We start from the raw sequence: 24,486 nt of genomic DNA, 5'->3' as shown, positions 1-24,486 counted from the left end.
GCGAGCGCTGGCTCGACGAGCAGATCCGTTTCGACGGCGAGTGGGAGAAGAAGGTCGTCGAGCGGATCCTGCACAACCTGTCGATCCTGTTCGAGCGCACGTTCGCGACCGCGCAGGAGCTGAACCGTTATCGCAAGGAAGTCACCAGCCGCCTGCAGGCCGAAAGCGGCCCGTCGTCGGCCGCGCAGCCGGCCTGAGGCCGGCGGGTGCCGGCGGCGGCGCGAGTCACGCCTGGCTCGCGCCCGGCTCGCGGCACCGTGTCGCGTTCGCTGCATGAAGCCCGCCCGGCCGGTCCGGCGGGCTTTTTATCTGGCGCCGCCGCCGCGCGCGCCGTCGTTCATTCCGTCCGATTTCCATCATGTCCGCCACCTTCGAACGCAAGCTGATCACCCGTGATGCCCTCGTCGCGCTGCGCCCGTCGCTGCCGTCGCCCGTCGTGTTCACCAACGGCGTGTTCGACATCCTGCATCGCGGTCACGTCACGTACCTCGCCGATGCGAAAGCGCTCGGCGCCTGCCTGATCGTCGGCGTGAACAGCGATGCGTCGGTGCGCATGCTCGGCAAGGGCGACGACCGGCCGATCAACCGCGAAGAAGATCGCGCGGCACTGCTGGCGGCGCTGGAAAGCGTCGACTGGGTCGTGACGTTCGGGGAAAAGACGCCCGTGTCGCTGATCGAGGCCGTCCGTCCGGACATCCTCGTGAAGGGCGGCGATTACGACATGGATGCGCTGCCGGAATCCGCGCTCGTGCGCGGCTGGGGCGGCCGGGCGCTGGCGATTCCGTTCGAGCACGACCGCTCGACCACTGCGCTGCTGAAGAAGGTGCGCGCGCAACGGCCCTGAGTGCGACGCGGCGCCGTCACGGAGCAGACGCCGCGAGCGGTGCGGTCGTGACGGCCGGCGCCGCGATCGGGCCGCCGACGACGGGCTGGTCGGTCGCTTGCAAGAGCGGCGTCGCGCGCAGCGCGTCCGGCCGCACCTGCCGCGTCAGCATGCCGGGTTCGCGCGGGCCGGCCGCGGGCAGCGGCCCGAACACGCCGCGCGCCGCCACGAACGCGAGCAGGTTGGCGAGAAAGAGAACAGCGATCAGCCAGCGCAGCATCGTCGAAACTCCTTGTCGTCATCGACGTGATTCACGTCGTTCAGTCGAGCCGGCCGCATGGCCGGCTTTTTCATGGCTTCCGTCGGCCGTTCGCGCGGGCCGCTGGCGCGGCGCCGCGCGTACTGCGTCGTCGGCGTGATGCGGGCCCGCTTGTGCACGCTTGTGCCCGGTTCGGCCGGCATCGCCACGCGCCGGCGCGATGCCGGCGCATTTGCTTCAATCCTGCGCCGTCGCCGGGCCGGCCGTGTCCGCGGCGATCAACGCGAGCCCGGACAGGATCAGCGCGTCGTGCCGCGTGTGCGGGACCGTCAGCGCACGCGCGACGTCGTCCGCCGCGCCGCCTGCCAGCACGAGCCGTACCGGCGCCTGCCACGCGTCGACGAGATCGCGCCACGCGCGTTCGATCAGGCCGGCCTGCGCGTACAGGCAGCCGGCCGACAGCGAGCGCGGCGTATCGATCTGGAACGGTTCGGCCTGCGCGCCTGTGAGCAGGCCACTGGCGATATCGGTGGTCAGCGTCGGCAACTGCGCGGTGTGCGTGCCGAGCGCGCGCATCATCAGCGCCCAGCCCGGCGCGATCAGGCCGCCCGTGAAGCGGCCGTCCGCGCGCAGGGCCTCGAGCGTCGTCGCGGTGCCGAACGTCGCGATCAGCAGATGCTCGCCCGGAAACGCCGCGTGCGCGCCGATCAGGCCGGCCCACCGGTCGCTGCCGAGCTGTTCGGGCGTCGTATAGCCGTTCGTCACGCCGCATTGCGCGGGCCGCGAGCGGATCGTCGTGCGCGGCAGGCCCGGCCAGCGTGCGTCGAGCAGCGCGTCGATTCGCGCGGCCACGTCCGCGCCCGCGACGTTCGAGACCCACGCGCCGCGCGGACGCGGCAGGCGCGACCAGTCGGGATCGGCGCCGCCGTCGCGCGTGTGGCCGAACGCGCCCGTGTCGACGAGCGTGCGCTGCGCGTCGGCGAGCGCCCACTTGATCCGGCTGTTGCCGGCGTCGATCAGCAGGTGCGGCTCGCTCATTGCGCTTCGCGCAGCGACACGTCGCCGGCCGCGATCGTCCGCACGCCGCTCGGCGTGTCGAGCAGCAGCTGGCCGGTTGCATCGATGCCCGTCGCGATGCCGCGCACGCGTTCGACGCCCTGTTCGAGCAGCACGACTTCGCGGCCCGCGTACGCGTGCAGCGCGTGCCAGCGCGGCAGGAACGGCGCGAGGCCGTCGGCGCCGAATTGCGCGAGCGCCGGCGTGAGCGCGTTCAGCGACGCGGCGAGCGTATCGGTGAGGTTCGCCGACGCGCACGCGATCGACAGCGCGGCGGGCGGCAGCCCGCTCGCGAGCGTCGCTTCGCGCGCGCGCAGCGCGTCGACCTGCGCGGCGACGGCTTCCGCGCCGCGCACGTTGATGCCGAAGCCGATCACGACGGCGGTGGCGTCGGCGGTGGTCCAGACGGTTTCGATCAGAATCCCGGCGAGCTTGCCGACGATGCGCGGCGTGCCGTCGTCGTCGGTCGTCAGCAGCAGGTCGTTCGGCCATTTGAGGGTGACGCGCATGCGGGCGTCGAGCGGCAGCGTGGCCAGCCCTTCGGCGAGCGCGACGCCGATCGCGATGCTGAGGCCGCCGAGCGCGTCGACCGCGCGCGGCACGATGCAGCCGACCGAGCACAGCAGCGCATTGCCGGGCTGCGCGAACCACGGGCGGCCTTGCCGGCCGCGACCGGCCGTCTGCTCGAACGCGACGCGCACGAGCGGCGCGGGCAACGCGTTCGCGCTGCGCGGCAGCGCCTTGAGCCGCGTGGCGACGTCGGCGTTGGTCGAGCCGGTGGCGGCGACGATGTCGAGCGGCCACGCGCGCGGCGCGGCGTCCAGGTGCGCCTCGAGCCGGTTGCGCGCGATGTGCGCGTCGCCGGAATCGGGCGTGTCGGAGGAGGTGGGGGCGTTCATGGCGCCTATTGTAGCGACAGGGGGCGTCGGCGCGTGCCGGGCCGCCCGCCGGACCGGCGCCAAGCCGCTCAGTGTTGCCCCTGTTGTTCCAGCGCCTTGATGTCTTCCTCGCTCGTCATTTCGCAGGCGAGCAGCGTGTTGCCCTTGAGCGCCGGACCCTGGCGGGCCGACACGAGGATCAGCGCACCGCCCGGGCCGCGGACGTTCAGCCGGCGCGAATAGCCGACGGACGACGCACCGAGCAGGTGGCCTTTCTCGCGGGTGAGCGCGTAGCGTTTGGCGAGCTGGTCGGCGACTTCGCCTTCCACGAGCACGCCGATGCCGGTGGCGACGAACACGACGTGCTGCGTCGTGAAGCCGTCGCGGCGGATCGGCTCGGGCAGGCGATAGACCGCCGCACCCAGCATCGAGTTGTCCGGTTTCGGATCGGCCGCCTTGGCGGCGTTGTAGATCGCGTCCATCAGGTCCGACGTGAACGGCGGCTTGCACAGCGCGGCGTTGAAGATGTCGGGCGGCGCCGGCGGTGCGGCGAGCGAAACGAGCGGAACGGCAGCGACGGCGGCGCCGATGGCGGCGCGCAGGCCGGACAGGCGATGCGACATGGATGAAGGCCTCTCAGGTTTTATCGTGAATGCGAGGCGGCATGTTAAGGCATCGCCGCACGTGTATCGAGCTGCGAGAACCGACAGGCTGCGCGGCGCGGCGACCGGTGTGCGTATCGCGCGCCGCGCATCGAGCGCCGTTGCGCGCGTTCGACGCACGACGCGACGGATCGTGCTCGTCGGGCAAGCCGCCGTTACGCTATCGCGCGGTCGTGCGTGCGCCGTCGACGTTCGTCACGGCGCCACCACCGGATGCTTCAGCGCATGCGCGGTCTCGATCCACTGCGCGTGGAATTCGTCCGCGTCGGGCTCGAGCCCGAGTTCGCCGTTGCGATAGGCCATCGCGAGCGTCTGCACGGCTTCCGGCAGCTCGTGTTCGGCGGCCCGGCGATACAGCGCGAGCGCGCGCGCGTCGTCGCGCGGCACGCCGCTGCCGTCGCGGTACGCGTTCGCGAGCATGAAGTCGGCGGCCGGGATGTCCGCGCGCGACGCGATGTCGAACCAGTGCGCGGCCTGCACCGGGTCGGCGGCGATGCCGTAGCCGCTGCGGTAGATCAGCCCGAGGTAATACGCGGCGGCCGGGTCGCCCTGTTCGGCCGCGGCGCCGAGCAGCGCGCGTGCGCGTGCATAGTCTTTCGGCAGATCGCCGCTGCCGAGCAGCAACGCCTTGCCGAGCGCGAGCTGCGCGCGCCGTGCAGCCGGCGCGTCGGCCGTGTCGTGCGCCGCCGCGGCCGTTTCCAGCCAGCCGCGCCCCTCGTCGCGCAGCCCCGGTTCGTGCGCATCGACGAGCGCGATGCCGAGCGCCGCCTGCGCGGCGCCCGAGCCGCGGCGCGCGAGCGTGCGCAACTGGGCCAGCGCATGCGGCTCGGTCGCCTGCGCGACCATCGCCTGCCATTCGTCGAGTTGCGCGGCGCTCGGCGCGGGGCCGGCGCCGCGCAGGCCGGTTGCCGCGACGACGGCCGCGACGGTCACGGCAGCCGCCGCGAGCAGCGCGGCGGGCGGGAGCTTCGCGCGCAGCACGCGCCGCGCGGCAGCGGCGAAGCCGGTTTCGGCGGGCCGCATCGTCCGGATCGGTTGCATCGCGTGTCTCATTGCGTGAGGTCGATCTCGTAGGTCGCGAGGTTCTTGCCCGAGCCGTCGTCGGCCGCGACCTGCGTGATGCCGGTCAGGCCGGCCGCCGTCGCGTCGCCGAGGCGGTTCGGCGCGGACGCGAACCGCACGTGCGCGACCGAGCTCGCGAGCTTCGTGAAGCGCCAGCTGCGCTGCGCGCCGTCGGCCGCGCGCGTGATCGCGCCGCGCTTCTTGATGAAGGCGATCAGCACGTCGCGGTTCGCGTCGGGCGACGCGAAGATCGTCTTGCTGCCGTCGAGGCCCGGGAAGTTGCCGCCGCCGCTCGCACGGTAGTTGTTGGTCGCGACGATGAACTGCGCGTTCGGGTCGATCGCCGCACCCTTGTACGTCAGGTTCCGGATGCGGCTGCCGACCGGCTGCGTGACGTCGATTTCATAGGCGAGATCGGCCGACGTGAACATGTCGAAGTTGTAGCCGGGGAAGGTGCTGACGAGCGGCTGCACGGTCGCCTTCGTCGGGTCGATCGTGTTGAAGCGCTTCGCGGCCGTCTCGAGCCAGTTCTTCACGTCGGCGCCGCTCACCTTCACCGCGTACACGGTGTTCGGATACAGGTACAGGTCGGCGGCGTTGTTGATCGCGAGCGCGCCCGGCGCGACGTCGGTGTAGTCGGTGCCGCCGCCGAAGCCGCTCTTGAACGGCGCGCTGACCGACAGCACCGGCAGCGACGCGTATTGCGGCAGGTTGGCCTGCACGTAGGTCTTCACGTAGTCGGCCTGCGCCTCGTTGACGATCTGGATCGCGCCCGGATCGCCGACGTCCGCGAAGTACGAGTTCATCCGGTAGTCGGTCGAGCCGATCGGCGTCTTCACGTAGTCGATCGTCGCCTGGTGCTCGGCCGCGATCGCGGCGGACACCGACGGATCGGCGGCGACGTAGCTCTTGTCGGCATTCTGGATCGGCCGCGCCTCGACGGTCGTCTGCGACTTGTCGACGGTCCACGTCTTGCCGTCGAACTTCAGGCCGAGCTTGATCACGCCGAGATGCTTGCCCCAGTAGTTGGCCATCACGGTCGGCACGCCGTTGACGGTGCCCTTGACCTTGTCGACGCCCGGCAGGTTGAACTGCGACACGGTGCTGTTCGCGTCCGGGAACACCTGGTGCGAGTGGCCGATCAGCATCGCGTCGATGCCGGGCACCTTCGACAGCCACCAACTGCCGTTTTCCATCGTCGGCGAGTACGCGGCATTGTCGAGGCCGCCGTGCGAGATCGCGACGACGAGATCGGCGCCCTTCGCGCGCATTTCCGGAATGTACTTCTCGGCCGCCTCCTTCAGCCCGGTCGTGTAGACCTTGCCGTCGAGCCAGCGCTTGTCCCAGTTCATGATCGCCGGCGGCGTGAAGCCGATGATGCCGATCTTCACGGGCGCGCTGACCGTCTTGCCGTCCGGCGTCGTGGCCGTCACCGTGCGCGTGAGGATCGTGTACGGCGTGAACAGCGGCGCGTTGGTCTTCGCGCTGATCACGTTCGCGAGCACCTGCGGGAAGTTCGGGCCCGCACACTTCTTCTGCTGGGCCGGCGCCGGCAGGCCGTCGACCTCGAACGTGTTGCCGGTCACCTGCGACAGGTACGGCAGCCCGTAGTTGAACTCGTGGTTGCCGATCCCGCCGCCGTCGAATTTCGCGGCGTTCATCACCTTGTAGATCGCGAGCGTCTGGTCGCAGCCCACCGGCTTCACGAGCGCCTGGTAGTCCGACAGCGCGGTGCCCTGGATCGTGTCGCCGTTGTCGAGCAGCAGCGTGTTCGGGTACTGCTTGCGGGCCTGCGCGATCAGCGTCGACACGCGCTCGAAGCCGAGCGAATTGTCGGCGGCGAGCTTGAAATAGTCGTACGACAGCACGTTGGTGTGCAGGTCGGTCGTCTCGAGCAGCGCGAGCGTGGCCGTCGTGCCGACGGGCGCCTGGGCCTCGGGCTGCGACGGCGGCGTGGCGGTGACGTCGTCGCCGCCGCAGCCGGCGAGGACGAAGGCGAGGCTGGCGAGCGCGGCGGCGGCCGGCACGTGGCGGCGGGAAAGCGGGGGGAGACGCATCGGTTGTCCTGTTCGGTGTTCTGTTTTATGAAGCGCGAGGTACGCACGCATGGCGGCGCGGTGCGCCGACGGCCTGAGGTGCGGCGCGTGAGAGTATCGAAAGGAAACGTGACGGAACAATGAAAGGTTGCGATGCCGGCAGCGGGCCGCGGCCGGCGGCGGCCTCGGGCCGGGGCCGGCCGGCGCCCCGGGCTCGACGCTCCCGGCTGCGAGCCGCGCCCCCGACGCCGCGCCGGAAATCCTCACGTCGCGGCGTCGGGCGGTTCGCTACAATGGCCGCTGTCATCCTTTTGCAAACAACCTGCCCTTGGACTTCGAGACTCCTCCCGGCCTGTCGGTCGACGCCGGCGGCCAGGGCCAGACGGTGCGCCTGACCGGCCAGTGGACCGCGCTGTCGCTCGCGCGCAACCGTGGCGCCGTGGCGCGCCGCATCGCGAGCATCGCCGCCGGGCGTGTGAGCGAATGGGATCTGTCCGGCATCGAGCGGCTCGATCACGTCGGCGGCCAGGCGCTGTGGCGCGTGTGGGGCCGCAAGCTGCCGGCCGGCGTCGCGCTGAGCGCCACGCAGCGCACGATCTTCGAGCGCATCGAGCGGCTCGACAGCCAGCGCGAGGCGCCCGAGCGCATCGTGCGGTTCGATCCCGTCACGCGGCTCGGCCAGGCGATCTTCTCGTTCGGCGAACACCTGCAGGGCGGCATCGCGATGTTCGGCCTCGTGATCCTCGATGCGCTGTCGGTGCTGCGCCGCCCGCGGACGATGCCGTGGCGGGAAACCTCCGCGAACATCTACAGCGCCGGCGCGCAGGCGCTGCCGATCACCGCGCTCGTCGCCTTCCTGATCGGCATCGTGCTCAGCTACCTGTCCGCGCAGCAGTTGCAGATGTTCGGGGCGAACCGCTACATCGTGAACATTCTCGGGCTGTCGGTGATCCGCGAGCTCGGCCCGGTGCTGTCGGCGATTCTCGTCGCGGGCCGCTCGGGCTCCGCGATCACCGCGCAGATCGGCGTGATGCGCGTGACCGAGGAGCTCGACGCGATGCGCGTGATGGGCATCCCGCACGGGTTGCGGCTGATCCTGCCGCGCGTGCTCGCGCTCGGCGTCGCGATGCCGCTGCTCGTGATGTGGACCAACATCATCGCGCTGACGGGCGGCGCGCTCGCCGCGAAGTTCGTGCTCGGCATCGACATCAACTACTTCGTGCGCTCGCTGCCGGGCGTCGTGCCGATCGCGAACCTGTACATCGGCGTCGGCAAGGGCGTCGTGTTCGGCATGCTGATCGCGCTGGTCGCGTGCCATTTCGGCTTCCGGATCAAGGCGAATTCGCAGAGCCTCGGCGAAGGCACGACCACGTCGGTGGTGTCGTCGATCACGGTCGTGATCCTCGCCGACGCGGTGTTCGCGATCCTGTTCCAGAACGTGGGGCTCGGATGAACGCATCGAACGAAACGACCGCGCATGCCGCGGCGATCGGCGCCGGGTCGGTCGGCTCCCGGCCGGACGCGGCCGCCGATGCCGGCGACCTCGTGATCGAGGTGCGCAACCTGACCAAGCGCTACGGGCGCAACATCGTTCACCAGAAGCTCGACTTCGACGTGCGGCGCGGCGAGATCGTGTCGATCGTCGGCGGCTCGGGCTCCGGCAAGACGACGCTCGTGCGCCAGATCCTCGGCCTCGAACGGCCGACGTCGGGCACGATCAAGGTGTTCGGCGAGGATACGGCGACGATCGACGACGCGAGCGCGCGGATGATGCGCACGCGTTCGGGGATGCTGTTCCAGCAGGGCGCGCTGTTCTCGTCGATGACGGTGTTCGACAACGTCGCGCAGCCGCTGCGCGAGCTCGGCCGCGTGCCGCCGGACCTGCTGCACGACATCGTGATGCTGAAGCTGGAGATGGTCGGGCTGCCGTGCAAGCACGCGTCGAAGATGCCGGCCGCGCTGTCGGGCGGGATGGTGAAGCGGGTCGGCATCGCGCGCGCGATCGCGCTGGAGCCCGAGCTGCTGTTCCTCGACGAACCGACGGCCGGCCTCGATCCGCAGGCCTCCGACGAATTCGTCGAGCTGATCGCGACGCTGCACCGCACGCTCGGGCTGACCGTCGTGATGGTGACGCACGACCTCGATACGATGGTCGCGCTGTCGACGCGCGTCGCGGTGCTGGCCGACCGCAAGGTGCTGGTCGCCGCGCCCGTCGAGGAGGCCGCGAACGTCGACCACCCGTTCATCCACGAATATTTCCTGGGGCTGCGCGGGCGCCGCGCGTTGCAGGCGCTGCCGCCCGAGCGGCGCGCGAAGCTGCCGAAGGCGGCCCTCGAACCGGCGCTGTCGAGCGTCGAGCTGTAGAAGCAAGGAACCCGCGAATGGAAAACAAATCACATGCGTTCTGGGCCGGCCTGTTCACGATCGCGCTGACGCTCGCGATCGCGGGCACCGTGTTCTGGTTCAACGTCGACCGCACCGTGCGCGTGCCGTACGACCTGCTCGCGCGCACCAACGTGACGGGGCTGTTCCCGGACGCGGCCGTGCGCTTTCGCGGCCTCGACGTCGGCAAGGTGCAGTCGATCGGCTTCGATCGCACGCATCCGGGTCAGATCCGGATCCGCATCCTCGTCGATCACGACGCGCCGATCACGCAGTCGACCTACGGCAGCCTCGGCTTCCAGGGCGTGACGGGTATCGCGTTCGTGCAGCTCGAGGATACGGGGCGCGATCTGTCGCCGCTGCCGTCGTCGCCGAAGTCGATCGCGCAGATTCCGATGCGGCCGAGCCTGTTCGACCAGATCCAGGAGCGCGGCGACGTGCTGCTGCGGCAGCTCGAACTCGCGGCGAAAAGCGCGAACGCGCTGATGTCGCCCGAGATGCGCGAGCAGTTGCGCGCGACCGCCGAAAGCCTGCAGCACGCGGCCGACGGCGCGGCGACGCTGACGAAGCAGCTCGGCCCGGCGGTCGCCGCGCTGCCGGAGACGATGCACGAGGTGAACCGCGCGATGGCGTCGGCAAACACGCTGCTGCAGCCGAACGGGCCGCTCGTGTCGAACCTGAACAAGGCCGGCACGGCCGCCGAGCAGGTCGGCGTCGCGCTGAACGGGCTCAACGCGCGCGTGCAGTACGACACGCTGCCGCGCTTCAATGCGCTGGCCGGCAGCGTCGGCGACGCGTCGCGGCAATTGAAGGACGTCGCCGGCGAACTCGGCCGCAACCCGCGCAGTCTGTTGTTCGGGTCGCCCGGCGCGGCGCCGGGGCCCGGCGAAGCGGGCTTCGTCTGGCCGGGCGCGACGGCCGGGCAATGACGTCCATCGAAACCGGAAACATCATGCAGGAATACGCCATGCCACGAATCCTTGACCGCGCGCTGCGCCCGGCCGCGGCCGCGCTTGCCGTGCTGACGCTCGCGCTGGCGGCCGGCTGCGCCGGCAACAACGCGGTGCTGTCGAACATCCGCTACGACCTCGGGCCCGTGCCGTCGGTGGCGACCACCGGGTCCGGCCCCGCGCTGAAGGTGCTCGACGTCGCTGCGCCCGACGCGCTCGATACGGACAAGTTCGCGTACCGCCTCGCGTACGCCGATGCGCAGCACGTGGCCGTCTATCGCGACAGCCGCTGGACCGCGCCGCCCGCGCAGTTGCTCACGCAACGGCTGCGCGGCGCGCTGTCGTCGCGCGGCACGGTGCTCGAAGGGGCCGACGGCGTGCGCGCGCCGACCCTCAAGGTCGACCTGAGCGAATTCGAACAGGTCTTCGACGGACAGTCGCAAAGCCACGGCGCGGTGACCGCGCGCGCGACGCTGATGCTCGACGGCAAGGTGCTCGGCCAGCGCACGTTCGTCGCGCGCGCGCCGTCGAGCACGCCCGACGCGGCCGGCGGCGCGCGCGCGCTCGCGGCGGCCAGCGACGAACTCGTGTCGCAGATCGCCGCGTGGGTCGGCGTGCAGGCGTACGCGGGCACGCCGTGACGCCCGGCGGGCAGCCGCGATGAGCGCGCCCGGCACGCATCGCGCGTCGCCGCTCGCGCGGCAGGCGTTTGCCGCCTACGCGGCGCTGATCGTCTATGCGTCGCTGTATCCGTTCGAAGGCTGGGCGTCGCTCGGCATCGGTCCGTTCGATTACCTGTTCGCGCCGATGCAGCGCTACGTGACGGCGTTCGACGTGGTCACGAACGTGCTCGGTTATCTGCCGTTCGGCGCGCTCGGCGTGCTCGCGCTGCACCCGCGCTGGCGCGGCGTGGCCGCGACGCTGATCGCGAGCGTGCTCGGCGTGCTGCTGTCGGGGACGATGGAGGCGCTGCAGACCTACCTGCCGACGCGCGTCGCGTCGAATCTCGATCTCGGCGCCAACGCGCTCGGCGCGCTGCTGGGCGCGGCGCTCGCCGCGCCGGCCGCCGGCGCGCTGCTCGACCGCGGCGTGCTGCGCCGGCTGCGCTTCGCGTGGTTGGAGGCCGACGGGTCGACGCCGTTGCTGCTCACTGCGCTGTGGCCGTTCGCGATCGTGTTTCCGTCGCCGTTCCTGTTCGGCATCGGCGACTGGCCGGCCGCGCTGTGGGAGCGCGCCGACGCGTCGATGCAGGACGCGCTGCTCGCGTGGCTGCCGGCCGCGTGGCACGTCAGCGAATGGCCCGAGCGGGTCGACGGCTGGTTGTCGGATTCCGCGTGGGAAGCCGTGCTCGGCGGGCTGATGCTGTTTCCCGCGCTGGCGATCGCGTCGCTCGCGATGCGCCCGCGCGCGCCGCGCATCCGGCTGCTGGTCGCGCTGGTCGTCGTCACGCTTGTGCTGAAGGCGGCCGCGACGTTCATGCAGTCGGCCACCGGCCTCGTCGTCGTGTGGGCGACGCCCGGCGCGCGGCTTGGCATCGAGCTGGGTTTCGCGGCGGCGCTCGTCGCATTGCGCGTGCCGGCGACGTGGCGCGCGATGCTCGCGGCGCTCGCGCTGCTGGCCGGCGTCGCGCTCGTGAACCTGCTGCCGGTCAATCCGTTCTTCGACTTCACGCTGTCGGGGTGGCGGCAGGGCCGCTACGTGCACTTCAACAGCATCGCGCGCTGGCTCGCGTGGATCTGGCCTTACGCGGCGCTGATCTGGCTCGGCCAGCGCGTCGAGCACGCGTGGCTGCCGGCCGCGCTGCGCCGCTGACGCGGCAGCCGGGGCCCGTGCGGCGGCTGCCGTGCCGCGGGCAGCCGCGTGCGCCGGTCGCTATAATCGTCCGCATCCTCCGTTGCCGCTTCGCGTAACGGCAATTCATCGCCCTTCTTTCCGCACGGCCTTGCGCCGGGCCGCACGTCACCATCATGGATTCCTACTACCAGCACCACGTCTTCTTCTGCCTGAACCAGCGCGAACCGGGCGCCGAGCGCCCGAGCTGCGCGCAATGCGACGCGCAGACCATGCAGGAATACGCGAAAAAGCGCGTGAAGGAACTCGGTCTCGCGGGGCCCGGCAAGGTCCGCATCAACAAGGCCGGCTGCCTCGACCGCTGCGAGGAAGGGCCGGTGATGGTCGTGTATCCGGAAGGCACGTGGTACACGTACGTCGATCGGGCCGACATCGACGAGATCGTCGAGTCGCACCTGCGCGACGGCAAGGTCGTCGAGCGCCTGAAGATCTGAGCGGGCCGGCCGAATGAACGTTCATACGCAGAAATCGCTGATCGCGGGCCCGATCGGCCAGATCGAAATCGCGGTCGACCTGCCCGACGCCGTGCGCGAAGGCGGCGCCGCGCCGCGCGGCATCGCGCTCGTCGCGCATCCGCATCCGTTGTTCGGCGGCACGATGGACAACAAGGTCGCGCAGACGCTCGCGCGCACGCTCGTGCAACTGAATTACGTCGTCTACCGGTCGAACTTCCGCGGCGTCGGCGCGACCGAAGGCGTGCACGACAACGGCGCCGGCGAGGCCGACGACCTGCTCGCGGTGCTCGCGCACATGCGCGCGCAGCCCGCGTATGCGGACCTGCCGCTCGTGCTCGCGGGCTTCTCGTTCGGCACCTTCGTGCTGTCGCACGTCGCGAAGCGCCTGCGCGACGCGGGCGAGACGATCGAGCGAATGGTGTTCGTCGGCACGGCCGCGAGCCGCTGGCAGGTGGCCGACGTGCCCGAGAACACGCTCGTGATCCACGGCGAAACCGACGACACGGTGCCGATCGCGTCGGTGTACGACTGGGCGCGGCCGCAGGAGCTGCCGGTCGTCGTGATCCCCGGCGCCGAGCATTTCCTCCATCGCAAGCTGCACGTGCTGAAGCGCATCATCGTCGACGCGTGGCGCTAGGGCCGGCGCAAGCCCGTCATTAGCGTGCGCGGTCCCTAGCCCCGCATGCGGGCGCCGGCGCAAGCGCCGGCGGCCCGTGCCGCGCACCGTCGCCCGGCCGGACGATGCGCGACCCTTCCCCGCACTTCACGCGACATCGCGCCGCACCGCACTCCGCTTGCCGCACGCCGGCGCGACGCGCGTTGCACGCCGCTCGCGCCCGCCCGTCGCGCGGCGTCGAGCGCGCGTGCCCGATGCGTCGCCGCGCGATGCGCGCGCAGCCGGCATGCGGGCGTTCGGCGGCCAAGTTCGCGAAAACGCCGTTCGCGGCCACGTATAATGGCCGCATTCCGCGTTGCCCGCGGCCCGGCTGGGCCCATGCGGCGCTCGTTTCGCCGCCTGTCCGCCCGCTCGCGACGGCCGCGAACCGAACGCGTCCGCACGAGTCCAACCGGCGCGTTTCGCGTTGCCCGACAGTGTCGGGCGAGTGCCCGAAACGCCCGCCGCCTTGCCGTTCAACCCTGCGCGTTTCGCACCGCACTTTCTGCCATCAGCCTGAATCGATCATGCGTCTGTCTTCCCAAGGCCTCAAGTCCCTCGCTTCCTCCATCGCCTTCGGCACCGCCGCGCGCAACGTCGCGCTCGGCGTGATGCTGCCCGTCGCGCTCGCATCGACCATCGTCGTCGCCGAGGCGAAGCCGGCCGCCAAGGCCAAGGCCGCGCATGCGGCGCCGGCCGCCGAGCAGTCCACCGGCGCGCCCGCGACCTACATGCCGGGCGCGGTGCCGCCGCCGGGCGTGAACGCACGCTCGTGGGTGCTCGTCGACGCGACGAGCAACACGGTGCTCGCATCGGGCAATGCGGACGAACGCGTCGAGCCGGCGTCGCTGACGAAGCTGATGACGGCGTACCTCGTGTTCGAGGCGCTCGACAAGAAGAAGATCTCGATGGAGCAGATCGTCACGCCGAGCGACGCGGTGCGCCGCGTCGGCCGCGACGAGTCGCGCATGTTCATCGAGGCGAACAAGCCGGTGTCCGTGCATGACCTCGTGTACGGGATGATCATCCAGTCGGGCAACGATGCCGCGATCGCGCTGGCCGAACTCGTCGGCGGCAGCGAAGGGCAGTTCGTCACGATGATGAACGACGAGGCCGCGCGCCTCGGCATGAAGGGCACGCACTTCGCCGACGTGAACGGCATGCCCGACCCGAACCACTACACGACGGCCGGCGACCTCGCGAAGCTGTCCGCGCACCTGATCCGCGATTTTCCGCAGTACTACGGGATCTTCTCGGAGAAGGAATTCAAGTACAACAACATCCGCCAGGGCAACCGCAACCGGCTGCTGTGGCTCGACCCGACGGTCGACGGCCTGAAGACGGGCCATACGCAGGCGGCCGGCTACTGCCTGATCGCGTCGGCCAAGCGCGCGATCCCGGGTGTCGACGGCCAGCGCCGCCTCGTGTCGGTGATGATGGGCGAGCAGAAGGAAAGCGACCGTACGCAGGACAGCATGAAGATGCTGAACTACGGCTACAGCGCGTTCGACTCGGTGCGCCTGTTCAAGGGCGGCCAGGCGATCGCGACGCCGCGCCTCTACAAGGGCAAGGACAACACCGTGCAGGTCGGCGTGAGCGCCGACCAATGGGCGACCGTGCCGCGCGGCCTCGGCGACAAGGTCAAGACCGAAGTCGACGTCAACGCGCCGCTGATCGCGCCGCTCGCGCAAGGCCAGCAGGTCGGCACCGTGAAGGTCGTCGCCGACGGCAAGACGCTGTCCGAATTCCCGGTCGTGGCACTGCAGGCCGTGCCGGAAGCGGGTATCTTCGGACGTATCTGGGACTCGATCCTGCTGATGTTCAGCAAGAAGAAGTAAGCGCGACGGGCCTTTGTTTTCACGACTTCATCCCCATCTGTCATAGCCATGAGCCAAGCCGAATTCGAACCGATCGTCTACCTCAGCGTCTCGTCGCAGGAGGAACTGGTACCGCTGTCCGAAGCCCGTGTGCCGGTGCTCGACCGCGGGTTCATCTTCGGCGACGGCGTGTATGAAGTCGTCCCCGTGTATGCGCACGACGGCGCGCACGTGCCGTTCCGGATCGAACAGCATCTGGAGCGGCTCGCGCGCAGCCTGAAGAAGATCGGCATCGACGACCCGCACGATGCGGCCGGCTGGCGCGCGCTGATCGAGCGGGTGGTCGCGGCGAACGCCGAAGGCCTCGGCGACGGCAACGCGCTCGTCTACCTGCAGGTGACGCGCGGCGTCGCGAAGCGCGGCCACGCGTTCCCGGCGAACGCGGTGCCGACGGTGTTCGCGATGACGAGCCCGCTGCGCCTGCCGTCGGAAGAGGAGCGCGCGAAGGGCGTGCGCTGCGTGACGGCCGAGGATCGCCGCTGGCTGCATTGCGACATCAAGTCGATCTCGCTGCTCGGCAACGTATTGATGGCGCAGCATGCGGCCGAACGCGACGCGTTCGAGACGATTCAGTTGCGCGACGAAAACGTGACCGAAGGCTCGTCGTCGAACGTGTGGATCGTGAAGAACGGCGAACTGTTCGCGCCGCCGCGCAGCAACAAGATCCTCGAAGGGGTCCGCTACGCGCTGGTCGAGCAACTGGCCGACGAATGCGGGATCCGGTTCGTCGCGCGCGAGATCAGCGAGGTCGAGCTGCGTTCGGCCGACGAAATCATGATCACGTCGGCCACCAAGGAAATCCTGCCCGTCACGTCGCTCGACGATCTGCCCGTGCAGGGCGGCAAGCCGGGCCCCGTGTTCGCGGCGCTGTACGACGCGTACCAGCGTGCGAAGGCGCGCGAGTTTGAACAGTTTGACCTAACCCGGAGAAAATGATGAGCGAACCGACCAAAACCGTCGAGGTCACCGGCGCGATCGAAACCCGGAAGGAGTCGCTGCTGGAGTTTCCGTGCGATTTCCCGATCAAGATCATGGGCAAGGCGCACCCCGAATTCAAGGACACGATCTTCAAGGTCGTGGCCGTTCACGACAACGAGATCGACGTCGAGAAGATCGAGGAGCGCGCGTCGAGCGGCGGCAATTACACGGGCCTCACGATCACCGTGCGCGCGACGAGCCAGGAGCAGCTCGACAACATCTACCGCGCGCTGACCAGCCATCCGATGGTCAAGGTCGTGCTCTAACGCCAGGCAGTCCGGGATCAGCGCAAACGGCCGCTGATCCCTTTCCATCCGCCCTCCAGCGCGCACTCGGCGGGGCATTTCCCCGCCGCGCGCCGCGCGTCCAGCTCGTCGCACAGACGCTTGTATTCGGCGACTTCCTCGAACAGCCAGGTCCGGAACGCCTGCACGCGCGGCGTGTTCAAGAGCGGCGGCGGACACACGAAAAAATAGTGCCACGGGCTCGGCCCGTCGATGTCGAACAGGCGCACGATGCGCCCGTCGAGCAGGTCGTGCACCGCGAGCGAGCGGCGCACCAGCGCGATCCCCTGGCCCTCGATCGCGGCGAGCAGCAGGTTCGACGAATCCTGGTACAGAATGCCCCGTTTCGGCTCGGTCAGCGTGTCGAGCCCGGCCGCGTCGAACCATGGTCGCCACAGCTCGTCGTCCGAGCGCAGCAGCGGGTAGTGCACGAGATCGGCGGGCGTCTGCGGCAGCTTGCCGCCGTTCAGTGTCGGCGCGCACGCGGGAAAGAACACCTCCTCGAACAGCGGCTCCACGTGCAGCCCCGGATAGCTGCCGAAGCCGAAGCGGATCGCGAGATCGACGTCGTCGCGCGCGAAATCGGTGAGCGAGTTGGTCGATTGCAGCTCGACGTCGATTTCCGGATGCCGCTCGATGAACGTGCCGATGCGCGGCGTGATGAAGCGCGCGGCGAACGACGACAGCATCGACACCACCAGCCGCCGGTCGCGGTCGCTCGCGCGCACGTCGCGCGTCGCGTCGGCGATCACCATCAGCGCGGTGCGGATCTGCTGCGCGTAGCGCATGCCGGCGTCGGTCAGGCACAGCCGCTTGCCGTTGCGCGTGAACAGCTGCACGCCGAGCTCTTCCTCGAGCGCGCGCACCTGATGGCTGACCGCGCCGTGCGTGACGAACAGCTCGTCGGCGGCGCGCGAGAAGTTCTCGTGGCGGGCGGCGGCTTCGAACGCGCGAATCGCGTTCAGCGCCGGGAGCTGGCGGAGGTCCATTTGCTAATTTTCCTCACATCGACGTGAAAATTGGTCGTTTGGTCGGGCGCCTTCGAGTGACTACGATTGTAGCCATCGAAGCACTTATTGGCGGAGTCGATCATGCAAGAAATCTCTTCAAGCATCACCTTCGAAATTCCCGCGGGCGAGACCGTGCCGATGAAGGTGCAACGCAGCACGCGGCTGATCGTCCAGTGCGGGCCGGTCTGGGCGACGCGCAGCAACGACGTCGACGATTACTTCCTGGTCGACGGCGAGACGCTCAAGCTGCGCCGCGGCGAGCGGCTGTGGCTCAGCGCGGAAAGCCGGGAGGGCGCGCGCGTCGCGTTCTCGGTGTCGCGGCCGCCGCGGGAAGTCGCGCTCGGCGGGCTGAGCCGGCTGCGCGAACGCGTCGCTGCGTTGGTCCACGGCGGCTGGCGCACCGTCTGACCGTCGTTTCGTCCGACGGATACCGGCGATCCGTCCCCCACCCAAGGCCGGCGAGACCCACGGGTTTTCGGTAAACTACCGCCCATGTCCGTTTCGCCGGTTTCCATCGTGTCCACGCCTGTCGCCGTTTCCGCATCGCCCGCCGGAGCCTTGGATCAGCCGGCTCAGCCGGTCACCGTGCGGTGGCGGGGCCGCGAGGCCTACGAGACGAGCTTCGACGCGATGCGCGCGTTCACCGACACGCGCACCGCCGACACCGGCGACGAGATCTGGGTGGTCGAGCATCCGCCCGTCTACACGCTCGGCCAGGCCGGCGACCCGGCGCACCTGCTGGTGGCCGACAGCGGCGTGCCGCTCGTGAAGGTCGACCGCGGCGGACAAATCACCTACCACGGCCCCGGCCAGATCGTCGTCTACCTGCTGCTGGACTTGCGCCGGCGCAAGCTGATGGTGCGCACGCTCGTGACGAAGATCGAGCAGGCCGTGATCGACACCCTCGCGGCGTATAATCTCGCTTCGGTCCGCAAGGCGGGCGCGCCCGGGATCTATGTGGCATCCGGCGTGCACGAGGGCGCGAAGATCGCGGCCCTTGGCCTGAAGATCCGCAACGGCTGCAGCTATCACGGGCTGAGCCTGAACGTGAAGATGGATCTGCGCCCGTTTCTCGCGATCAATCCGTGCGGCTATGCCGGACTGGAAACCGTCGACATGGCGAGCCTCGAGGTTGCCGCCGACTGGAACGACGTCGCCCACACGCTGGTGGGCCGTCTGATCGCCAACCTCGACGGCGCATCCGCGGCCGCCGACAAGCCGCACGCACTGGAACAATCGAATGACTGACGTTACCGCTTCTCCCGCACCGGCCGATACGGCCGCGACCCCGGCCTACGATCCGACCGCCAAGCAGAAGGCGCAGGCGAAGACGGCGCGCATCCCGATCAAGGTCATTCCGATCGAAAAACTGAAGAAGCCGGAGTGGATCCGCGTGAAGGCGGCTACCGGCAGTTCGCGTTTCAACGAGATCAAGACGATCCTGCGCGAGCACAACCTGCATACCGTGTGCGAGGAAGCGAGCTGCCCGAACATCGGCGAGTGCTTCGGCAAGGGCACCGCGACGTTCATGATCATGGGCGACAAGTGCACGCGCCGCTGCCCGTTCTGCGACGTCGGCCACGGCCGGCCCGATCCGCTCGACGCGGATGAGCCGAAGAACCTCGCACGCACGATCGCCGCACTGAAGCTCAAGTACGTGGTGATCACGAGCGTCGACCGCGACGACCTGCGCGACGGCGGCGCCGCCCACTTCGTCGAGTGCATCCGCGAAGTGCGCGAGCAGTCGCCCGACACGCGCATCGAGATCCTGACGCCGGACTTCCGCGGCCGTCTCGACCGTGCGATTTCGATCCTGAACGCGGCGCCGCCCGACGTGATGAACCACAACCTCGAAACGGTGCCGCGCCTGTACAAGGAAGCGCGCCCGGGTTCGGACTACGCGCACTCGCTGAAGCTGTTGAAGGACTTCAAGGCGCTGCATCCGGACGTCGCGACGAAGTCGGGGCTGATGGTCGGCCTCGGCGAGACGGAAGAGGAAATCCTGCAGGTGATGCGCGACCTGCGCGCGCACGACGTCGACATGCTGACGATCGGCCAGTACCTGCAGCCGTCCGAGCACCACCTGCCGGTGCGCGCGTACGTGCATCCGGATACGTTCAAGATGTACGAGGAAGAAGCGTACAAGATGGGCTTCACGCACGCGGCCGTCGGCGCGATGGTGCGTTCGAGCTATCACGCCGATCTGCAGGCGCATGGGGCGGGGGTGGTCTGAGCACCGCGTTTGCCTCCATCCGCGCAAGACCCGCAGTCCCGAAAGCCCGCAGCGATGCGGGCTTTTTCGTTGGCGCGGCGGTGATCCGCGCATGCGCGCGGCAATCGTCACCCGATCGGACGCGCGATCCAATCCGACACGAAAAGCAAAGCTGAAACGACATCGATAGCTTCGCACGATAAGTTCGCTCCCGCTGCGCGCAAAGCTCGTAAAGTCGGCTCTCCGCTTGCAACACCCGCATTCCGAAGGAGAGCCGCATGTCCCGTTTCAGCTTCATCCGCCGCGCGCTCGTCGCGCTGACCGCCTTTGCCGCGCTCGGCGCGGCGCACGCCGAATCGCGCGAAGTCGTGATCGCGTATCAGGACATGGTCGTGCCGTGGCGCTACGCGCAGGCGAGCGGTGAAGTCGAAAAGGCGACCGGCTACAAGGTCACGTTTCGCAAGCTCGACAGCGGCGCCGACGTGATCCGCGCGCTCGCGTCGGGCTCCGTGCAGCTCGGCGAAGCCGGTTCGAGCCCGATCGCGGCCGGCCTGTCGCAGGGGCTCGACATCTCGCTGTTCTGGGTGCTCGACAACATCAACGATGCCGAGGCGCTCGTCGCGCGCAACGGCTCGGGCGTGACCAGCGTCGCCGCGCTCAAGGGCAAGAAGATCGGCGTGCCGTTCGTGTCGACGTCGCACTTCCATACGCTCGTCGCGCTGCAGGCCGCGGGCGTGAATCCGAACGACGTGAAGATCGTCAACCTGCGTCCGCCCGAAGTCGCGGCCGCGTGGACGCGCGGCGACATCGACGCGACCTATATCTGGGACCCGGTGCTCGCGAAGGTCAAGCAGTCGGGCACCGTGCTCACGACGTCGGGCCAGGTTGCGAAGGAAAGCGGCAAGGCGACGTTCGACGGCTTCGTCGTGAGCCGCAAGTTCGCGCGCGAGAACCCCGAGTTCGTCGCGCGCTTCGTGAAGGTGCTCGCGTCCGCCGATGCCGACTATCGCGCACACACCGCCGCATGGCGGGTCGGTTCGCCGCAGGTCGCGGCGGTCGCGAAGGTATCGGGCGCGAACGCGGCCGATGTGCCCGCGAGCCTCGCGCTCTATGCGTTCCCGACGCCCGCTGAGCAGGCATCGCCGACGTGGCTCGGCGGTGGCGCGCAATCGGGCGCCGCGAAATCGCTCGCGGCCACGGCCGCGTTCCTCAAATCGCAAGGCACGATCCAGACGGTGCTCGCCGACTATTCGGCGGGCGTCGATCCGCAGTTCGTGCAGAAGGCCGCGCGCTGAGCGCGGTCATCCGGCCCATTCATCGCGGAGCCCTTCGATCATGAGCACGCTGGAAGTCCGCCAGGTATCGGTCGCCTATCCGGGCGAGCGCGGCAGGCCGACGACGCAGGCGCTCGCGCGCGTCGACCTGCGCATCGATTCCGGTGAATTCGTCGTCGCGCTCGGTGCGTCCGGCTGTGGAAAGACGACGCTGCTGAACTGCATGGCCGGCTTCGTCGCGCCGACGACGGGCGACGTATGCGTCGACGGCGTGCCGGTCACGGGCCCCGGCGCCGATCGCGGCGTCGTGTTCCAGAAATACGCGCTGCTGCCGTGGCTCGACGTGCTCGACAACGTCGCGCTCGGGCTGCGCTTCGCACGCGTGTCGAAGGCCGAACGTCGCGCGCGCTCGCGCGAGATGCTCGCGCTCGTCGGCCTCGAGCGTCATGCGCATGCGCGCGTGTACGAACTGTCGGGCGGGATGCAACAGCGCGTCGGCATCGCGCGCGCGCTCGCGAGCGATCCGCGCGTGCTGCTGATGGACGAGCCGATGGGCGCGCTCGACGCGATGACGCGCGGCACGATGCAGGCGCTCGTGCTCGACGTGTGGGCGCGCACCGGCAAGACGGTGTTCTTCATCACGCACGACGTCGAGGAGGCGCTCTTTCTCGCGACGCGTCTCGTCGTGATGACCCCGGGCCCCGGTCGCATTGCCGAAGCCTTCGAGCTGCCGTTCGCGCGGCGCTACGTCGAATCGCGCGATGCGCGTGCGGTGAAGTCGTCGCCGGAGTTCATCGCGTGGCGCGAGCGGCTGATCGCGTATCTGCATCGCGACGAGGCCGTCGCGGAGGCCGCGCCATGAGCGAACTCGCGCGGCACGGCGTGGCCGTCGGACGCGGCCGGATCAGTACATTGCACAGGCAGGACAGCATGAGCACGCAGGATTCGTGGGCGGCCGATCGCACGGCCGCGGGTGTCGAGCCGAACGACGGTCGCACGACGCGGGCCGAGGCTGCGGCGCGCGCCGTGCGTGCGCGTCGTTCGTCGGGCCGTTATCGCTTGCCGGGGCAGGGGAAAACGGCTGCGCTCAGCGCGGCGACGGTCGCTGCGCTGGCCGTGCTGTGGTGGGTTGCGACGCATCGGCAATGGTTGCCGCCGCTGTTTCTCCCCACGCCGGAAGCCGTATGGACGGCCTTCGTCGACGCGTGGCACGGCCGTATCCAGGGCGGCCTGCCGCTGTCCGAGCATCTGTTGTGGAGCGCTGCCCGCGTGTTCGGCGCGTTCGCGCTCGCCGCCGCGCTCGGCGTGCCGGCCGGCATCCTGATGGGCGTGAGCCGCATCGCACGCGGCGTGCTGGATCCGCTGCTGGAGTTCTACCGGCCGCTACCGCCGCTCGCGTATCTTCCGCTCGTCGTGATCTGGTTCGGCATCGACGAAACGGCGAAGCTCGTCGTGATCTTCCTCGCCTGCTTCGCGCCGATCGCGATGGCCGCACGCGCCGGCGTGCGCGCGGCGACGGTCGAGCAGATCAACGCCGCGTATTCGCTCGGCGGCAGCTTCGCGCAGATCGTGCGGCACGTCGTGTTGCCGGCCGCGCTGCCGGAAATCCTCACCGGGCTGCGGATCGCGATCGGGTTCGGCTGGACGACGCTCGTCGCCGCCGAGATGGTTGCCGCGACGGCCGGGCTCGGGCAGATGGTGCTCAACGCATCGAGCTTTCTGCGCACCGACATCGTCGTGATGGGGATTCTGATCATCGGCGCGATCGCGTGGCTGTTTGATCTGGCGATGCGCTGGGTCGAGCGGCGGGTGGTGCCGTGGAAGGGGAGAGGGTGACTCGAAGCAGGCGGCGCATGCGCGCCGTCCGCTGCCGACAAGCGTCGATCATTCCCCCATCGCCACCCCTTCCCGCCGCGGATCCGCGCCGCCGAACCACACCGTCTGCCCCTGCACGTTCAGCCGCTGGATCCCCTGCAGCCCCGAGTTCATCTCGACGACCTGTACGTCGTGCCCGCGGCCCTTCAGCCCGTCGACGAGCGCGTCCGATACGCGCCCGCGCTCGAGTTGCGTCGGCCCGTTCATCGACCCGAAGTTCGGCAGCGCGATCGCCTGCTGCATCGTCATCCCCCAGTCGAGCACGCCGACCAGCGTCTTCGCGACATGATTGATGATCGCGGGGCCGCCGGCCGAGCCGACGATCATCGTCACCTGCTTCGTCTTCTTGTCGAACACGAGTTCGGGCGACATCGCCGAGCGCGGCCGCTTGCCCGGCTGCACGCGGTTCGCGATCGGTCGGCCGTTGTCGGTCGACGCGAACGAGAAGTCGGTGAGCTGGTTGTTCAGCAGGAAGCCGCGCACCATCAGCCGCGAGCCGAACGCGTCCTCGATGCTGGTCGTCATCGACAGCGCCTGACCGTAGCGGTCGACGATCGCGATGTCGGACGTCGACGGCAACTCGGCGCTGCGGTCGTCGGCCATCGCCAGCGTCGCGCCCTGCGGCGTGCCGGCCTGCGCGACGCCCATGCTCGTGTCGCCGATCAGCCGCGCGCGGTGCGCGAGATAGGACTTGTCGGTGAGGCTCGCCCAGTTGCCGCCCGGCAGCGGCACGAAATCGGGATCGGCCACGTAGCGCGCGCGGTCCGCGTACGCGAGACGCCCGGCTTCGCTGAACAGATGGGCGGCGAACGGCGTCGGCTCGTAGCCGAGCTCGGTGCGCACCGGCTTCTGCGCGCCGATCTGCTGCCAGTCGGGCATCGCCTCGAGAATGCCGAGCATCTGCGCGATCGCGAGGCCGCCCGACGATGGCGGCGGCATCCCGCAGACCACCGAGCGCCGATAGTCGGCGCACAGCGGCGCACGCACCTTCGCCTTGTAGCGCGCGAGATCCTGCAGCGACAGCAGCCCCGGGTTGGTCGGGTGCTTGCGCACCTTCGTGACGATGTCGCGCGCGATCGCGCCGCTGTAGAACGCGTTCGCGCCGCGGTCGGCGACCTGGCGCAGCACGGTCGCGAGCGCGGGATTCTTCAGCACCGTGCCGGCAGCCTTCGGTGTGCCGTCCGCATTGTAGAAATACGCGCGGGCGGCCGGGTCGTCGTGCAGGTACTTGTCGTTCGCGATCAGCATCGCGAGCCGCGGGCTGATCGTGAAGCCGCGCTCGGCGAGCCGGATGGCCGGCTGGAACAGCCGGCGCCACGGCAGCTTGCCGTGCGCGCGGTGCGCGGCGTCGAGCATCCGCAGCACGCCCGGCGTGCCGACCGAGCGCCCGCCGACGACGCCTTCGTAGAAGCCCATCGGCTGGCCGGTCGGCCCGTAGAAGAGGCGCTCGGTCGCGGCGGCCGGCGCGGTCTCGCGGCCGTCGTACGCCTGCGTCGTCTTGCCGTCGAAGTACAGCATGAACGCGCCGCCGCCGATGCCCGACGATTGCGGTTCGACCAGCGCGAGCACCATCTGCGTCGCGATGGCCGCGTCGATCGCGGTGCCGCCGGCCTTCAGCATGTCGTAGCCGGCCTGCGTGGCGAGCGGGTTCGCGGCCGCGATCATGAAGTGCTGCGAGGTCCAGCCCGACTTGTCGGTCCAGCCGGACGACAGTTCGGGCGCGTGAACGCCGGGCAGCGGGACGGCCGCGCCCGATGCGGCGGCGACCGGGACGACGGCGCCCGATGGCGCGGACGGGGACGTGCAGCCGGCGTTGAACGCGACGAGCGCGACGGCGGCGAGCAGCGTCCAGGGACGCGAATGCGGACGAATCCGGTCGAACATGGAACCCTCGGCAGCAGTGAATT

The 24,486-nt window shown here is 69.7% G+C and carries 26 protein-coding genes and 1 pseudogene; 18 read left to right on the top strand and 9 right to left on the bottom strand.

All coding sequences use genetic code 11. The features are described 5' to 3' along the window. Both WS95_RS20235 and rfaE2 read left to right on the top strand, forming a co-directional pair. A pseudogene (locus WS95_RS20235) lies at window positions 1–197 on the top strand (ferritin-like domain-containing protein); the annotation flags it as partial. A gap of 161 nt (window positions 198–358) precedes the next feature. After that, on the top strand, window positions 359–844 hold the full coding sequence (gene rfaE2 / locus WS95_RS20230) for a D-glycero-beta-D-manno-heptose 1-phosphate adenylyltransferase (protein ID WP_034208500.1): 486 nt from the start codon (window positions 359–361) through the stop codon (window positions 842–844). 16 nt (window positions 845–860) lie between these two features. Here rfaE2 and WS95_RS20225 read toward each other — a convergent pair whose 3' ends face one another. From WS95_RS20225 to WS95_RS20195, 7 genes are all read right to left on the bottom strand, one after another. Continuing rightward, window positions 861–1,103, bottom strand: coding sequence for a hypothetical protein (locus tag WS95_RS20225; RefSeq protein ID WP_059825273.1), 243 nt, complete (start codon window positions 1,101–1,103; stop codon window positions 861–863). After that, window positions 1,088–1,285 carry a hypothetical protein gene (locus tag WS95_RS20220; protein ID WP_059825270.1) on the bottom strand — a complete coding sequence of 66 codons (198 nt, stop codon included), beginning with the start codon at window positions 1,283–1,285 and terminating at the stop codon, window positions 1,088–1,090. Before WS95_RS20220 ends, WS95_RS20225 begins: the two co-directional genes overlap by 16 nt. 34 nt (window positions 1,286–1,319) lie before the next feature. After that, the gene (locus WS95_RS20215) at window positions 1,320–2,120 is read right to left on the bottom strand and encodes a type III pantothenate kinase (protein WP_059825267.1); all 801 of its coding nucleotides are present in this window, start codon (window positions 2,118–2,120) and stop codon (window positions 1,320–1,322) included. Next, entirely contained in the window at window positions 2,117–3,037 is a 921-nt protein-coding gene (locus tag WS95_RS20210) for a biotin--[acetyl-CoA-carboxylase] ligase (protein ID WP_059825264.1), read from the bottom strand. The genes WS95_RS20215 and WS95_RS20210 overlap by 4 nt, the downstream gene beginning before the upstream one ends. A 68-nt stretch (window positions 3,038–3,105) precedes the next feature. Continuing rightward, the gene (locus tag WS95_RS20205; protein ID WP_059825262.1) at window positions 3,106–3,639 is read right to left on the bottom strand and encodes a hypothetical protein; all 534 of its coding nucleotides are present in this window, start codon (window positions 3,637–3,639) and stop codon (window positions 3,106–3,108) included. A gap of 234 nt (window positions 3,640–3,873) precedes the next feature. Continuing rightward, window positions 3,874–4,719, bottom strand: coding sequence for a tetratricopeptide repeat protein (locus WS95_RS20200; RefSeq protein WP_034208494.1), 846 nt, complete (start codon window positions 4,717–4,719; stop codon window positions 3,874–3,876). An 8-nt stretch (window positions 4,720–4,727) separates the two neighbouring features. Next, window positions 4,728–6,797, bottom strand: coding sequence for a bifunctional 2',3'-cyclic-nucleotide 2'-phosphodiesterase/3'-nucleotidase (locus WS95_RS20195; RefSeq protein ID WP_059825259.1), 2,070 nt, complete (start codon window positions 6,795–6,797; stop codon window positions 4,728–4,730). A 307-nt stretch (window positions 6,798–7,104) separates the two neighbouring features. Between WS95_RS20195 and WS95_RS20190 the strand changes: the two genes are divergently transcribed. The 10 genes from WS95_RS20190 to WS95_RS20145 all read left to right on the top strand — a co-directional run bounded on the left by WS95_RS20190 (window position 7,105) and on the right by WS95_RS20145 (window position 16,190). After that, window positions 7,105–8,229 carry an MlaE family ABC transporter permease gene (locus WS95_RS20190; RefSeq protein WP_059781388.1) on the top strand — a complete coding sequence of 375 codons (1,125 nt, stop codon included), beginning with the start codon at window positions 7,105–7,107 and terminating at the stop codon, window positions 8,227–8,229. After that, the gene (locus WS95_RS20185; protein WP_059781390.1) at window positions 8,226–9,140 is read left to right on the top strand and encodes an ABC transporter ATP-binding protein; all 915 of its coding nucleotides are present in this window, start codon (window positions 8,226–8,228) and stop codon (window positions 9,138–9,140) included. Before WS95_RS20190 ends, WS95_RS20185 begins: the two co-directional genes overlap by 4 nt. A gap of 17 nt (window positions 9,141–9,157) precedes the next feature. After that, the gene (locus tag WS95_RS20180) at window positions 9,158–10,087 is read left to right on the top strand and encodes an MlaD family protein (protein WP_034208490.1); all 930 of its coding nucleotides are present in this window, start codon (window positions 9,158–9,160) and stop codon (window positions 10,085–10,087) included. A gap of 38 nt (window positions 10,088–10,125) precedes the next feature. Then, window positions 10,126–10,749 carry an ABC-type transport auxiliary lipoprotein family protein gene (locus WS95_RS20175; protein ID WP_059825300.1) on the top strand — a complete coding sequence of 208 codons (624 nt, stop codon included), beginning with the start codon at window positions 10,126–10,128 and terminating at the stop codon, window positions 10,747–10,749. 19 nt (window positions 10,750–10,768) lie between these two features. Further along, the gene (locus WS95_RS20170) at window positions 10,769–11,920 is read left to right on the top strand and encodes a VanZ family protein (RefSeq protein ID WP_059781391.1); all 1,152 of its coding nucleotides are present in this window, start codon (window positions 10,769–10,771) and stop codon (window positions 11,918–11,920) included. A gap of 155 nt (window positions 11,921–12,075) precedes the next feature. Then, entirely contained in the window at window positions 12,076–12,393 is a 318-nt protein-coding gene (locus WS95_RS20165) for a (2Fe-2S) ferredoxin domain-containing protein (protein ID WP_034208488.1), read from the top strand. Window positions 12,394–12,406: 13 nt separating this feature from the next. Next, entirely contained in the window at window positions 12,407–13,051 is a 645-nt protein-coding gene (locus WS95_RS20160) for an alpha/beta hydrolase (RefSeq protein ID WP_059506516.1), read from the top strand. A gap of 545 nt (window positions 13,052–13,596) precedes the next feature. After that, entirely contained in the window at window positions 13,597–14,907 is a 1,311-nt protein-coding gene (locus WS95_RS20155) for a D-alanyl-D-alanine carboxypeptidase family protein (RefSeq protein WP_059825256.1), read from the top strand. Window positions 14,908–14,955: 48 nt separating this feature from the next. Beyond that, the gene (locus tag WS95_RS20150; protein WP_034208484.1) at window positions 14,956–15,882 is read left to right on the top strand and encodes a D-amino acid aminotransferase; all 927 of its coding nucleotides are present in this window, start codon (window positions 14,956–14,958) and stop codon (window positions 15,880–15,882) included. Next, window positions 15,882–16,190 (top strand): HP0495 family protein, encoded by a 309-nt coding sequence (locus WS95_RS20145; RefSeq protein WP_059825297.1) that lies wholly within the window; start codon window positions 15,882–15,884, stop codon window positions 16,188–16,190. The genes WS95_RS20150 and WS95_RS20145 overlap by 1 nt, the downstream gene beginning before the upstream one ends. Before the next feature lie 17 nt (window positions 16,191–16,207). Here the strand turns inward: WS95_RS20145 and WS95_RS20140 are convergent, their stop codons facing one another. After that, window positions 16,208–17,197 carry a transcriptional regulator GcvA gene (locus tag WS95_RS20140; protein WP_006485238.1) on the bottom strand — a complete coding sequence of 330 codons (990 nt, stop codon included), beginning with the start codon at window positions 17,195–17,197 and terminating at the stop codon, window positions 16,208–16,210. Window positions 17,198–17,299: 102 nt separating this feature from the next. Here WS95_RS20140 and WS95_RS20135 point away from each other — a divergent pair, with 102 nt between their 5' ends. From WS95_RS20135 to WS95_RS20110, 6 genes are all read left to right on the top strand, one after another. Then, window positions 17,300–17,626 carry a DUF2917 domain-containing protein gene (locus WS95_RS20135; protein WP_059781492.1) on the top strand — a complete coding sequence of 109 codons (327 nt, stop codon included), beginning with the start codon at window positions 17,300–17,302 and terminating at the stop codon, window positions 17,624–17,626. A gap of 84 nt (window positions 17,627–17,710) precedes the next feature. Next, a complete protein-coding gene (lipB, locus tag WS95_RS20130; RefSeq protein WP_034208483.1) occupies window positions 17,711–18,466 on the top strand; it encodes a lipoyl(octanoyl) transferase LipB in 756 nt (251 codons plus the stop codon). Further along, window positions 18,459–19,451 carry a lipoyl synthase gene (gene lipA, locus WS95_RS20125; RefSeq protein ID WP_006499067.1) on the top strand — a complete coding sequence of 331 codons (993 nt, stop codon included), beginning with the start codon at window positions 18,459–18,461 and terminating at the stop codon, window positions 19,449–19,451. The genes lipB and lipA overlap by 8 nt, the downstream gene beginning before the upstream one ends. A 257-nt stretch (window positions 19,452–19,708) precedes the next feature. Then, entirely contained in the window at window positions 19,709–20,725 is a 1,017-nt protein-coding gene (gene tauA / locus WS95_RS20120) for a taurine ABC transporter substrate-binding protein (protein ID WP_059825253.1), read from the top strand. A gap of 40 nt (window positions 20,726–20,765) precedes the next feature. Then, window positions 20,766–21,566 (top strand): taurine ABC transporter ATP-binding protein, encoded by an 801-nt coding sequence (locus tag WS95_RS20115; RefSeq protein WP_059825250.1) that lies wholly within the window; start codon window positions 20,766–20,768, stop codon window positions 21,564–21,566. Continuing rightward, a complete protein-coding gene (locus tag WS95_RS20110; protein ID WP_034208480.1) occupies window positions 21,563–22,540 on the top strand; it encodes an ABC transporter permease subunit in 978 nt (325 codons plus the stop codon). Before WS95_RS20115 ends, WS95_RS20110 begins: the two co-directional genes overlap by 4 nt. Before the next feature lie 48 nt (window positions 22,541–22,588). Here the strand turns inward: WS95_RS20110 and ggt are convergent, their stop codons facing one another. Further along, window positions 22,589–24,463 carry a gamma-glutamyltransferase gene (ggt, locus tag WS95_RS20105; RefSeq protein ID WP_059825247.1) on the bottom strand — a complete coding sequence of 625 codons (1,875 nt, stop codon included), beginning with the start codon at window positions 24,461–24,463 and terminating at the stop codon, window positions 22,589–22,591. Window positions 24,464–24,486 lie beyond the last annotated feature (23 nt).

The sequence above is a fragment of the Burkholderia sp. MSMB1826 genome, assembly GCF_001526325.1.
Lineage (GTDB): Bacteria > Pseudomonadota > Gammaproteobacteria > Burkholderiales > Burkholderiaceae > Burkholderia.
Note: the sequence above shows the minus strand (reverse complement) of the source record. Positions and strands in the feature narration are given on the sequence as shown.

Bases quoted from the DNA above. Each gene is read 5' to 3' on its own strand.
- WS95_RS20145 (WP_059825297.1), top strand. From the start codon at position 15,882: ATGAGCGAACCGACCAAAACCGTCGAGGTCACCGGCGCGATCGAAACC.
- WS95_RS20185 (WP_059781390.1), top strand. From the start codon at position 8,226: ATGAACGCATCGAACGAAACGACCGCGCATGCCGCGGCGATCGGCGCC.
- lipB (WP_034208483.1), top strand. From the start codon at position 17,711: ATGTCCGTTTCGCCGGTTTCCATCGTGTCCACGCCTGTCGCCGTTTCC.
- WS95_RS20160 (WP_059506516.1), top strand. From the start codon at position 12,407: ATGAACGTTCATACGCAGAAATCGCTGATCGCGGGCCCGATCGGCCAG.
- WS95_RS20180 (WP_034208490.1), top strand. From the start codon at position 9,158: ATGGAAAACAAATCACATGCGTTCTGGGCCGGCCTGTTCACGATCGCG.
- WS95_RS20170 (WP_059781391.1), top strand. From the start codon at position 10,769: ATGAGCGCGCCCGGCACGCATCGCGCGTCGCCGCTCGCGCGGCAGGCG.
- WS95_RS20220 (WP_059825270.1), bottom strand. From the start codon at position 1,285: ATGCCGGCCGAACCGGGCACAAGCGTGCACAAGCGGGCCCGCATCACG.
- tauA (WP_059825253.1), top strand. From the start codon at position 19,709: ATGTCCCGTTTCAGCTTCATCCGCCGCGCGCTCGTCGCGCTGACCGCC.
- lipA (WP_006499067.1), top strand. From the start codon at position 18,459: ATGACTGACGTTACCGCTTCTCCCGCACCGGCCGATACGGCCGCGACC.
- WS95_RS20140 (WP_006485238.1), bottom strand. From the start codon at position 17,197: ATGGACCTCCGCCAGCTCCCGGCGCTGAACGCGATTCGCGCGTTCGAA.
- WS95_RS20195 (WP_059825259.1), bottom strand. From the start codon at position 6,797: ATGCGTCTCCCCCCGCTTTCCCGCCGCCACGTGCCGGCCGCCGCCGCG.
- WS95_RS20215 (WP_059825267.1), bottom strand. From the start codon at position 2,120: ATGAGCGAGCCGCACCTGCTGATCGACGCCGGCAACAGCCGGATCAAG.
- WS95_RS20200 (WP_034208494.1), bottom strand. From the start codon at position 4,719: ATGCAACCGATCCGGACGATGCGGCCCGCCGAAACCGGCTTCGCCGCT.
- WS95_RS20135 (WP_059781492.1), top strand. From the start codon at position 17,300: ATGCAAGAAATCTCTTCAAGCATCACCTTCGAAATTCCCGCGGGCGAG.
- WS95_RS20225 (WP_059825273.1), bottom strand. From the start codon at position 1,103: ATGCTGCGCTGGCTGATCGCTGTTCTCTTTCTCGCCAACCTGCTCGCG.
- WS95_RS20175 (WP_059825300.1), top strand. From the start codon at position 10,126: ATGCCACGAATCCTTGACCGCGCGCTGCGCCCGGCCGCGGCCGCGCTT.
- WS95_RS20205 (WP_059825262.1), bottom strand. From the start codon at position 3,639: ATGTCGCATCGCCTGTCCGGCCTGCGCGCCGCCATCGGCGCCGCCGTC.
- WS95_RS20110 (WP_034208480.1), top strand. From the start codon at position 21,563: ATGAGCGAACTCGCGCGGCACGGCGTGGCCGTCGGACGCGGCCGGATC.
- WS95_RS20165 (WP_034208488.1), top strand. From the start codon at position 12,076: ATGGATTCCTACTACCAGCACCACGTCTTCTTCTGCCTGAACCAGCGC.
- WS95_RS20150 (WP_034208484.1), top strand. From the start codon at position 14,956: ATGAGCCAAGCCGAATTCGAACCGATCGTCTACCTCAGCGTCTCGTCG.
- WS95_RS20115 (WP_059825250.1), top strand. From the start codon at position 20,766: ATGAGCACGCTGGAAGTCCGCCAGGTATCGGTCGCCTATCCGGGCGAG.
- WS95_RS20210 (WP_059825264.1), bottom strand. From the start codon at position 3,037: ATGAACGCCCCCACCTCCTCCGACACGCCCGATTCCGGCGACGCGCAC.
- WS95_RS20155 (WP_059825256.1), top strand. From the start codon at position 13,597: ATGCGTCTGTCTTCCCAAGGCCTCAAGTCCCTCGCTTCCTCCATCGCC.
- rfaE2 (WP_034208500.1), top strand. From the start codon at position 359: ATGTCCGCCACCTTCGAACGCAAGCTGATCACCCGTGATGCCCTCGTC.
- ggt (WP_059825247.1), bottom strand. From the start codon at position 24,463: ATGTTCGACCGGATTCGTCCGCATTCGCGTCCCTGGACGCTGCTCGCC.